Raw genomic sequence first — 10,804 nt, 5'->3', positions numbered from 1 at the left:
TCGGGGGAGAGGTGGCTCGGCGAAGCCGAGACGGAGTGGGGGTCGACCAGCGCTACATAAGACAATGCATGCGCCAAGCTGCCATGCACGCCGTCGCCAAGACCAGCCGCTTGGAAATTGATGCATGCCGTAGCCCACTGCGTGGGGCGAGGAAGGGCGCGCTGCCTCACGCATTGGCTTTTCCGCCGATTTCAGGCAAACCTCGTCGCCTGTAAACCGACACGGAGAAGCGTGATGTTCCGATGGGGTGTTCTGTCGACGGCGAAGATCGGCCGCGAGCAGCTTTTGCCGGCAATCGTGGAGTCGGAGAACGGCGTCCTGTCGGCGATCGCCAGCCGCGACCTGTCGAAGGCCAAGGCGCTGGGCGAGCGTTTCGGCGCCCGTCACGCCTTCGGCTCCTATGAGGAACTGCTCGCCTCCAAGGAGGTCGACGGCGTCTACATTCCGCTGCCCACCTCGCAGCATGTCGAATGGACGGCGAAGGCGATCGAGGCCGGGAAGCATGTGCTGGTGGAAAAACCGCTGGCGCTCGACGCCAAGGACATCCCGCCGCTGATCAGGCTGCGCGATGAGAAGAAGGTGCTGGTCTGCGAGGCCTTCATGGTCGTCTACCACCCGCAATGGATCAAGGTGCGCGACCTCATCGCCAGCGGCGCCATCGGCCGGCTGCGCCATGTGCAGGGCGCGTTTTCCTATTTCAATGTCGACCCCAAGAACATGCGCAACCAGCTCGATCTCGGCGGCGGCGCGCTGCCTGACATCGGCGTCTATCCGGCCGTGTCGACGCGCTTTTCGACCGGCAAGGAGCCGCTGCGGGTGCAGGCGACGATCGAGCGCGACAAGACTTTCGGCACCGACATCTATTCCTCGATCCGAGCCGATTTCGGCGATTTCGAGCTGTCCTTCTACCTGTCGACGCAGATGGCGGCGCGGCAGGTGATGGTATTCCACGGCGAGAAGGGCTTCATCGAGGTCTTCGCCCCGTTCAATGCCGGGCTCTACGATCACCACCGCATCGAGCTGCACAACCAGAACCACAGCGAGACGCAGGTGTTCCGCTTCCCAGGCACGCAGCAATACCGGCTGGAGTGCGAAGCCTTCGTGCGCGCCGCCCAAGGCGGCAAGGACCGCGTCTTCACGCTGGAGGAATCGGTGCTCAACCAGAAAGTCATCGACGCCATCTTCCGCGCCGGTGACAAAGACGGCTGGGAGCCCGTCTGAGGCTTTGCAATAAGTTTGCCGGCTAATTATGGGAGGGAAAATGGCTGACGCGGACGTGATCATTGTCGGCGCGGGGCTGGCCGGCCTCGTCGCCGCGACGGAGTTGGCGGAGGCCGGCAAGAAAATCATCATCGTCGACCAGGAGCCGGAACAGTCGCTGGGCGGCCAGGCTTTCTGGTCGTTCGGCGGGCTGTTCCTGGTCGATTCGCCGGAGCAGCGGCGCATGCGCATCCGCGATTCCCACGACCTCGCGCTCGAGGACTGGATGGGCACCGCCGCCTTCGACCGTCCGGAGGATTTCTGGCCGCGCAAATGGGCTGAGGCCTATGTCGGCTTCGCCGCGGGCGAGAAGCGCTCCTGGCTGATCGAGCGGGGCATGAAATTCTTCCCCGTCGTCGGCTGGGCCGAGCGCGGCGGCGGCAATGCCGTCGGCCACGGCAATTCGGTGCCGCGCTTCCACATCACCTGGGGCACCGGGCCCGGCGTGCTCGAGCCCTTCGTGCTGCGCGTGCGCGAGGCGCAGAAGCGCGGGCTGGTCGAGTTCAGGTTCCGTCACCGGGTCACCGAGATTGTCCGCAGCGGCGACACGGTCAGCGGCGTACGTGGCGAGATCTTGCAGCCAAGCACGGTGGAGCGCGGCCGCAAGAGTTCTCGTGAAATGGCCGGCGATTTCGAGCTCCATGCGCAAGCGGTGATCGTCGCCTCCGGCGGCATCGGCGGCAATCACGAGCTGGTGCGCCAGAACTGGCCGCAGCGGCTGGGCGCGCCGCCGAAGCGGATGATCACCGGCGTGCCGGACCATGTCGATGGCCGCATGCTGGCGATCACCGAGGCGGCCGGCGGAAGGGTCATCAACCGCGACCGCATGTGGCACTATGTCGAGGGCATCAGGAACTGGGCACCGATCTGGACCGAGCACGCGATCCGCATCCTGCCCGGCCCCTCCTCGATTTGGCTCGACGCGCGCGGCAAAAGGCTGCCGGCGCCGCTCTATCCGGGCTTCGACACGCTGGGCACGCTCAGCCACATCGTGAGCACCGGCTTTGACTATTCCTGGTTCATCCTGACCAAGAAGATCATCCAGAAGGAGTTCGCGCTGTCGGGCTCCGAGCAGAACCCGGACCTCACCGGCAAAAGCTGGCGGCAGGTGCTGGGCCGCGCGACATCAGGTATTCCCGGCCCGGTGAAGGCGTTCATGGAAAAGGGCGAGGATTTCATCGTCGAGGCCGATCTTTCCAGGCTGGTGGCGCGCATGAACGCGCTGGCCGGCGGCGAGCCGCTGCTGGACGTCGCCCAGGTCGAGCGCGAGATCCGCGCCCGCGACAGGCAGCTCGACAATCCGTTCTCCAAGGATGCGCAGATCACCGCGCTGCGCGGTGCGCGCTCCTATCTCGGTGACAGGCTGATCCGCACCGCCAAGCCGCACAAGATGCTCGATCCGGCGAACGGCCCGCTGATCGCGGTGCGCCTCAACATCCTGACCCGCAAGACGCTGGGCGGGCTGCAGACCGACCTCGATAGCCGCGTGCTCAATGCCGCCGGCCAGCCGGTGCCGGGGCTTTATGCGGTGGGCGAGGTCGCCGGCTTCGGCGGCGGCGGCGTGCATGGCTATGCGGCGCTGGAAGGCACCTTCCTCGGCGGCTGCATTTTCTCGGGGCGCAGCGCGGGGCGGGCGGCAGCGGCCACGATTGCGTGAACGGAGGGCGCGGATGGTCGCCGCCTCGGCGACAACGCTGTAGGCTTTTTCGGTCAGCTCGACTGAAGTCCCAACTCCAATCATGACGGGAACAGCATGCGCATCATCGTCTATGGAATCGGCGCCGTCGGCGGCGCCATCGCGGCCCAGCTGAGTTTTTCAGGCCACACGGTGCTCGGCATCGCCCGCGGCAGGCAGTTCGACGCCATCCGCGCCTCGGGACTGTCGCTTTCCACCCCGCAAGGCACAGGGACCGCGCGCTTTCCCGCCCATGCCGACCCGTGGGAGATTTCCGTCGAGCCAGACGATGTCGTGCTGCTGACGATGAAAACGCCTGATACGCTCGGGGCGCTGCAACGGCTCAACGCCGCCGGTGTCACGGCGCAGCCGGTGTGCTGCTTCCAGAACGGCGTCGCCAACGAGGCGCTGGCCTTGCGTTTCTTCGCCAATGTCTATGGCGCGACGGTCATGCTGCCGGCCGATTACGACACGCCCGGTCAGGTCGCGGCCTATTTCGCGCCCAAGATCGGCGCCTTCGATATCGGCCGCTATCCTTCCGGCACCGACGACACAGTCGAGAAACTATGCGGGTTCTGAGCGCCTCCGGTTTCATCGCCGACCCCAGGGACAATGTGATGAGCAGCAAGTACCGCAAGCTGCTCGCCAACCTTCGCAACATCATCGACGCGGCGCTGGGCGAGACCGAGCTGCAGCGGAAATGGTATGCCAAGGCGCGCGCCGAAGCCGAGGCGGTGCTCACCGCCGCCGGGATCGACTGGGACAAGACCGACGCCATGGCGCGCGAGGAATTGACCATAACCGCCATCCCCGGCCGAACGCGTGTCGGCTCCTCGACGCTGCAGAGCATCGTGCGCGGGACCGGCTCCCTCGAAACCGACTTCCTCAACGGCGAGATCGTGCTTCTCGGGCGGCTGCACGGCATGGCGACGCCCGTCAACTCAGCCCTATGCAAACTGTCGGTCGAGTTGGCCAGCGGCCGGATGCGGCCGCAATCGGCCGGCGACGACACGATCGTCTCCATGATCGGCGGAACCGGCTGATCGCCGCAGACGATCAAAAAGATAAGACCCGGCCCGGGAATCCTTTGGAGGCCATGGAACGTCTTCCTCACGCAGATCGCAAACAGGAGACGACCATGACCTACAATCTCATCCGCTACGGCGTGAAAGACGCAAGCATCGCCGAGAACCGGGCGCTGGTGGCAAAAGTGTTCGAGGCGCTGGATGAAACGCAGCCGCAAACCTTGCGCTATCTGGTGCTCGAACTGGAGAATGGCGAGTTCGTCCACATCGTCGGCTACGACAAGGATAGCTCGGCGCTGACCGAGCTCGACGCGTTCAAGGCCTTCGGCGCCGATCATGCCGCGCGACGTTCGACGCCGCTTGCCAGGTCGCCGGCGAAGATCGTCGGCGACTATCGTATGCTGGCCGGGGCAGATGAAGCCGTGCCGGCCTGACCAGGGCACGGCATGTAATCGGCGAGGCGAGAATGAGGACGATGAGCGCAGCGAAATTCGACCGCGCGGAACTCGAATCCATGCTTGTCGGGCTGCGCCCGAAGCTGCACCGCTATGCCGCCCGCATGGCCGGCTCGTCGATCGAGGGCGAGGACATCGTGCAGGAGACGGTTGTAAAGGCGCTTGCCGCGTATGATGGCGGCGCCCGCGTCGAGCGCCTCGAGCAGTGGCTGTTCCGCATCGCCCACAATGCGGCGCAGGATCATCTGCGCCGCCGCCAGCGGGAGCGCTCACGTATCACCGAAACCGACATGACGACGATTGAGGATCTCTCGGCCAGCGCCGAGGCGAGGCTTGCGGCGGCAGCAAGCCTGCGCACGTTCATGCAACTCACGCCGGCGCAGCGCAGCGCCGTGGTCCTGATCGACGTGCTCGGTCTCAGCCTTTCCGAAACCTGCGAGGTGACGGGAGCGACTTTGGCTGCAACCAAGGCGGCGCTGCATCGCGGCCGGGCAGAGCTGAAGGCGCTGGCCGCCCGAACGGACCAAGTGGCTATGCCGAAGCTCGACCGGGAGGAGGAGCGCCGGCTGCGCCGCTACATCGACCTGTTCAACGCACGCGACTTCGACGGGGTCAGGACGCTGGTCGCCGAGGACGTCCAGGTCGACGTCCTCAATCGCGCCCGCCTCAACGGCAAGAAGGAAGCCTCGACCTATTTCGGCAACTACGACCGCCTCGGCGACTGGGCGCTGTCGCTCGGCTTCGTCGACGGCCAGCCGGCGATCCTGATCCGCAACCCGCAGGCGCACGATGCGGTGCGCGGCTTCATGCTGATCGACTGGCGCGGCGATGAGGTCGTGCGCATCCGCGATTTCCGGCACGTCCCTTATTGCGTCGTCGAGGCGGATATCTGCTTGCTTACCGATTGAGCGGCGACGCATCCGCGAGCTGATCGAGCGCTGCCTGCGGAGATGATCCCGCAGAGCGCGCGCAAAACGATACGGCTTCGCGGGGGAGATCGGCGCTCCGTCACATCATCGTGAACGTCACGTGGCATGAATTGCCGATCGGAACGCCATCTCAAATCCGCCGCAAAGGCAAATCAACTGGCCCGTCATCGTCAGTCAATTGTCTTTTCGCCAATCACGGCATAGTGCGAGCCATCAACGGGCTCGTGGGTCCTCCAATGTCTCTGAATGAAGCAAGCAAGCCCGCCAAGAAAAACGCGACCGAAGCCAAAGTCGTGACGGAATCGCCACCGCGCGATCAGATCCTGATCGGCCCCGATTTCATCCATAAGGGTGAGCCGCATGAGAGGCTTGACCGCTTCTTCGGCGATCTGGCGAGCCGCTTCGACGCAGCACCGGCGGTGATTTCCGGCGGCCGGCCCTGGTCATACCGCGAGCTGAACAGCCGTGCCAACCAGTTCGCGCATCTGCTGATCGAGCGCGGCGTGAAGCCGGGCGACAGGATAGGCCTTTTGCTGGATCGCTCCGCCGAAACCTATATCGCCATCCTTGCCGTGATGAAGGCCGGGGCGGCCTTCGTCCCTTTAGCCACAGCCTTCCCCGAAGATCGCATGGTGATGATCATCGAGGACGCCAATGTCACGATGGTGATCAGCGTCTCCGGTTATGCCGCGCGCGTGGCGCGCCTGCCGGTTCCGCATATCTCGATCGACTCGGCGGAATCCGAAATCGCTCTCAAGCCGGAAACTGCGCCCCTGCCGGAGGGCAGCCAGGACCAGACCTGCTACATTCTCTACACCTCCGGCACCACGGGCAAGCCGAAAGGCGTGGTCATCACGCATCGGAGCTTCTGCAACTTCATCCGCGTCGCCGCAGCATCCTACGGTTACCAGCCGGGCGACCGCGTGTACCAGGGCATGACCATCGCCTTCGACTTCTCCTCGGAGGAGATCTGGGTGCCCTTTGCCGCCGGTGCCACGGTCGTGCCGGCGCCCGGCCAGCAGCCCCTCGTGGGCGAAGAGCTGGCCAGCTTCCTGCGCGAGCATCACATCACCTGCATGGCCTGCAGTCCGACGCTTTTGTCGTCGATCGAGAGCGACGCGCCCAGCCTGCGCACGATTCTGGTCGGCGGCGAAGCCTGCTCGCATAAGCTCGTGGTGCGCTGGGCGAAGCCCGGCCGCCAGATCCTGAACACCTATGGCCCGACCGAGGCGACGGTCACTGCCACCATGGGTTTGCTGACGCCGGACGAACCGGTGACCATCGGCAGGCCGCTGCCCACCTATTCGATAGCCATTCTCGACCCCGAAAAGCCGAAGGTGCTGACCGGCGATCAGCTGGGCGAGATCTGCATCGGTGGCATGGGCGTTGCGGTAGGCTACCTCAATCGGCCGGAACTCACCGAGCAGCGATTCATCAAGGATTTCATCGGCCTGCCGAACAATCCCAGCGGCCGCATCTACCGGACGGGCGATCTCGGCCGCATCAACGACAAGGGCGAGATCGAATACCACGGCCGCATCGACACGCAGGTGAAAATCCGCGGCTACCGCATCGAGCTGGGCGAGATCGAGGCCGTGCTGCTGGAACAGCCGGGTATCGCGCAGGCGGCGGTCACGACGTGGGAGATCGAGCCCGAGCGCACGGAACTGGTCGCCTATTACGCCCCAAGGAGCGGAGGCGACAGTGTGGATCGCACCATGCTCGTGCGGGAACTCAAGCAGCGGCTGCCCGACTACATGGTTCCGGCCTATCTGGAGCAGCTGCCCGCGATCCCGATGACCGTCTCCAACAAGGTCGACCTGAGAAAGCTGCCAAAGCCGACCAGCGCGCGCGTCGCGGCCGGCCATGCGATGATCGACCCGCGCAACGAGGACGAGAGGTTTCTGGTCGACACGCTGCAGGATGTGCTGAAATTCGAGGACATCTCCATCGAAGACCACTTCTTCGACGACCTCGGCGCGAACTCGCTGTTGATGGCGAGGTTCTGCGCGCGCATCCGCTCCCGCAAGGCCTGGTCGACGACCTCGATGCGCGACGTCTACCTGCATCCCACGGTCGCGAAGCTCGCCGAACACCTGCGCGCGCCGCAGATGGCCGCGGTTGCTGCGAGCGAGCCGATGCTGACGCATCGGGCTTCCAGCTTTGCCTATTGGAGCACGGGCTTTGGGCAGCTCATGTTCTACGCGCTCTACAGCTATGGCTCGCTCTGGGCGATCAATGACGGGCTCAACTGGGTCTATGACGCGCTGGACGACCCGGTGCAGCTCTATCTGCGCTGCGTTCTGTTGTCCGCCAGCGTCTTCTTCGGGCTCAGCGGCTTTGCCATCATCGCCAAATGGCTGCTGGTCGGCCGCTGGAAGGCCGAGACGTTCCCGATCTGGGGCTGGCGTTATTATCGCTTCTGGGTCGTCAAGACGCTGGTTCGCAGCGCGCCGGTGGTGCTGTTCCGCGGCAGCCCGCTATACAGCCTCTATTTGCGCCTGCTCGGCGCCCGGCTCGGCAACCGCACCGTTATCGAGTGCCGGTCCGTTCCGGTCTGCACCGACCTGATCAGCATCGGCGACAACTCGATCCTGCGCAAGGATTCCATGATCCTGGGCTTCCGCGCCCAGGCGGGCTACATCCACACCGGCCCGCTCGACATCGGCCACAACGCTTTCGTCGGCGTCGGCTCAACATTGGACATCGACACCCGCATCGGCGACGGCGCCCAGCTTGGCCACGCTTCGTCGCTGCATCGCGGACAGGCGATCCCTGCCGGCGAGCGCTGGCACGGATCGCCGGCGATTCCGACCGAGGCGGACTATTGCACGGTTCCCAACGTGCCGCTGTCGCGAGCGCGCCGGATCATCTACGAGGCGATCCAGCTCTTCATCCTCTTCGCCATCGTCACGCCGTTCCCGCTTCTGTTCCACACCTACTGGGAGAATGTCGGCGACGACTATCAGGAGACCATCGGCATCGTGGCGATCGGCACCACGGTGACGCTGGCGGGCTTCATCATCGGCGGCGTATTGCTGGCGGCCATCGTGCCGCGGCTGTTCAACCTGATGCTGAAGCCCGGCCGAGACTATTCGCTCTACGGCTTTCACTACTGGCTGCAATCGATGCTGGAGCTGGTAAGCAACGTGCGGCTGCTGAATGTGCTGTTCGGCGACAGCTCGGCCGTCGTCTACTATTTGCGCGCCATCGGCTGGCGGCTGAACAAGGTGAACCAGACCGGGTCGAATTTTGGCACCAACCAGCGGCATGAAAACCCGCAGCTCAGCGAGATCGGCTCGGAAACGATGGTCTCGGACGGCCTGTTCATGGTCAACATGCAGAAGTCCGCCAACTCCTTCCGCCTCGAGCATACGCGGGTCGGCGAGCGCAACTTCTTCGGCAACAACATCATCTATTCGCCGGATTCCCGCACCGGCGACAATTGCCTGCTCGGAACCAAGGTGCATGTACCGGTCGATGGTCCCGTGCGCGAGAATGTCGGGCTGCTTGGGTCGCCGCCCTTTGAAATCCCGCGCATGGTCAATCGCGACAAGGAGCTGCTCGGATTGATCTCCGACGAGGAGCGCCGCCGCCGGCTGCCGCTGAAGAACCTCCACAATCTGGTCACCGCGCTGCTGTTCCTGGCCGCGCAGTGGCTGATCCTGTTCCTGACGCTCGCCATCTGGGACAGGGCGCTCAACTACTACAACGAATGGGAGCAGACGGCGCTGTTCGTGGCGGTGGTGCTGACCACGGCGATCGGCATTCCGTTCTATGTCTTCCTGGAACGCGTCAGCCTCGGTTTTCGCCGGCTGAAGCCCAGGATGGCGACAATCTACGACCCGGTATTCTGGCGGCACGAACGCCATTGGAAACTGTCCGATTCGCCGATCATGGGCCTGTTCACCGGCACCCCCTTCAGGCCGCTGCTCCTGCGTCTGGTGGGCGTTAAGGTCGGGCGGCGCGTCTATGACGGGGGAAGCATCATCACCGAGCGGTCGCTGGTGGAGATCGGCGACGACGCGACGCTCAACGAGGGCTGCGTCATCCAGGCGCATTCGCTGGAGGAAGGCGCGTTCAAGTCCGACTACATCCGCATCGGCAATGGCTGCACGCTCGCCCCCGCCGCCTTCGTCCACTACGCGGTGGCAATGGGCGAGGGATCCGTGGCGGACCTCGATTGCTTCGTCATGAAGGGCGAAGTGCTGGAGCCCAACACCGTGTGGCGCGGCAACCCGGCGAAGCTCTATGGCGTGGTGACGCCGATCGACGCGCGCGCGATCAAGATCGGGCAGAAACAGTGAAGCGTTCCGCCGACGCGCGGACAGGCGACCGCCCGGTTGTCCTGCGGCCCGTAGGCGAAGATAACCGCGCGGCGATCCTGGCGCTCGAGCTGATGCCCGAGCAGCAAGGCTTCGTTGCTTCGAATGTCGACTCGCTGGAAGAGGCCGGGGAGGATGACGAGGCCATCGCCCGCGCTGTCGTCGCGGCCGGGCGCGTCGTCGGATTCCTGATGTACAGCGCTCCGGAGGACGATGACGAGGCGATCATCTATCGTTTCATGATCGACCGCCGCGAACAAGGCAAGGGCCTTGGCCGTGCCGCGGTTGCCCGGGTGCTGGAGGAGATCGCGCAGCTCGGCCACATACGCCGCGTCTCGATCTGCTACGAACCGGACAACGAGGCGGCGCGCCGGCTCTATGCCGGCTTCGGTTTCGTCGAGACGGAACTGGACGAGGATGGCGAGATGATTGCCGTGCTCGAATTGAGCAGCAAGTGATCACACGGCCGGACGACGCGCGACCGGACATCGAGAGCGCCGTCGAGCAGGCGCTGGCCGGCCTCGCGCAGCCCGGCCTCGTCACCGGCTGCCGTCTTATTCGTGCCGGCGACGAACAATACCTCCTGCCGGCGGAAGCCGCTTCCATCGCCACGCGCGAACAAAGGGCGCGCGCCGCCACCGGAGCGGGCCGCCGGGTCGCGCATGAATTGCTGCGGCGGCTGAGGTGCGCGGATCTCGCCGTCTTGCGGGGCCAATCGGGAAACCCGATCTGGCCTGCAGGGATCGTCGGTTCAATCGCGCATGATGACGAACTTGCCGTGGCAGTCGCCGCGCGATCCGACGCGATGAGAAGCGTGGGCGTCGACATCGAGCCTGCCCTGCCCTTGCCGCACGACCTCCAAGGCATGGTGGCAACGCCGCAGGACCGTCTGGGCGATCTTGACTCCCGCCTGGGCAGCCGCATTCTGTTTGCGATCAAGGAGGCGGTCTACAAGGCCTCGTTTCCGCTCGACGGCCGGGTGCTGGACTTTGAGGACATCGCCATCGATCTCGCCTCGGGCGAGGCGGTCACTTCATCGGGCAATCGTTTGACCGTGCGCTTCACCATCTCGCCCAGAATCCTGGCGCTGGTATATACGGCATAAGCCGCGCTGAGCCCTGCCCTGATCATTCAG

General features: G+C 64.8%; 9 protein-coding genes. All 9 read left to right on the top strand.

Going from position 1 to position 10,804, the window contains the following annotated elements:
* Window positions 1–234 precede the first annotated feature (234 nt).
* Complete coding sequence (locus FJ423_RS31785) at window positions 235–1,221, top strand: Gfo/Idh/MocA family oxidoreductase (RefSeq protein WP_140847549.1); 987 nt, start codon at window positions 235–237, stop codon at window positions 1,219–1,221.
* Between the two features lie 40 nt (window positions 1,222–1,261).
* A complete protein-coding gene (locus tag FJ423_RS31780; protein WP_140847546.1) occupies window positions 1,262–2,917 on the top strand; it encodes an FAD-binding dehydrogenase in 1,656 nt (551 codons plus the stop codon).
* 96 nt (window positions 2,918–3,013) lie between these two features.
* The gene (locus tag FJ423_RS31775) at window positions 3,014–3,514 is read left to right on the top strand and encodes a 2-dehydropantoate 2-reductase N-terminal domain-containing protein (protein WP_140847544.1); all 501 of its coding nucleotides are present in this window, start codon (window positions 3,014–3,016) and stop codon (window positions 3,512–3,514) included.
* Window positions 3,502–3,978 carry a ketopantoate reductase C-terminal domain-containing protein gene (locus FJ423_RS31770; RefSeq protein WP_140847542.1) on the top strand — a complete coding sequence of 159 codons (477 nt, stop codon included), beginning with the start codon at window positions 3,502–3,504 and terminating at the stop codon, window positions 3,976–3,978. Before FJ423_RS31775 ends, FJ423_RS31770 begins: the two co-directional genes overlap by 13 nt.
* Before the next feature lie 95 nt (window positions 3,979–4,073).
* Complete coding sequence (locus tag FJ423_RS31765) at window positions 4,074–4,394, top strand: hypothetical protein (RefSeq protein WP_224549575.1); 321 nt, start codon at window positions 4,074–4,076, stop codon at window positions 4,392–4,394.
* A 41-nt stretch (window positions 4,395–4,435) separates the two neighbouring features.
* Window positions 4,436–5,323: an RNA polymerase sigma factor gene (locus FJ423_RS31760; protein ID WP_140847539.1), complete on the top strand. Its 888-nt coding sequence runs from the start codon at window positions 4,436–4,438 to the stop codon at window positions 5,321–5,323.
* A 257-nt stretch (window positions 5,324–5,580) separates the two neighbouring features.
* The gene (locus FJ423_RS31755; RefSeq protein WP_140847536.1) at window positions 5,581–9,651 is read left to right on the top strand and encodes a Pls/PosA family non-ribosomal peptide synthetase; all 4,071 of its coding nucleotides are present in this window, start codon (window positions 5,581–5,583) and stop codon (window positions 9,649–9,651) included.
* Window positions 9,648–10,127, top strand: a complete 480-nt coding sequence (locus FJ423_RS31750) for a GNAT family N-acetyltransferase (RefSeq protein ID WP_246680368.1) — start codon at window positions 9,648–9,650, stop codon at window positions 10,125–10,127. The genes FJ423_RS31755 and FJ423_RS31750 overlap by 4 nt, the downstream gene beginning before the upstream one ends.
* The gene (locus FJ423_RS31745) at window positions 10,124–10,774 is read left to right on the top strand and encodes a 4'-phosphopantetheinyl transferase superfamily protein (protein WP_140847533.1); all 651 of its coding nucleotides are present in this window, start codon (window positions 10,124–10,126) and stop codon (window positions 10,772–10,774) included. The genes FJ423_RS31750 and FJ423_RS31745 overlap by 4 nt, the downstream gene beginning before the upstream one ends.
* Window positions 10,775–10,804: the final 30 nt, after the last annotated feature.

This window comes from Mesorhizobium sp. B2-8-9 (assembly GCF_006439475.1).
Taxonomy (GTDB): Bacteria; Pseudomonadota; Alphaproteobacteria; order Rhizobiales; family Rhizobiaceae; genus Mesorhizobium.
This window is presented reverse-complemented; position numbering and strand designations above follow the sequence as displayed.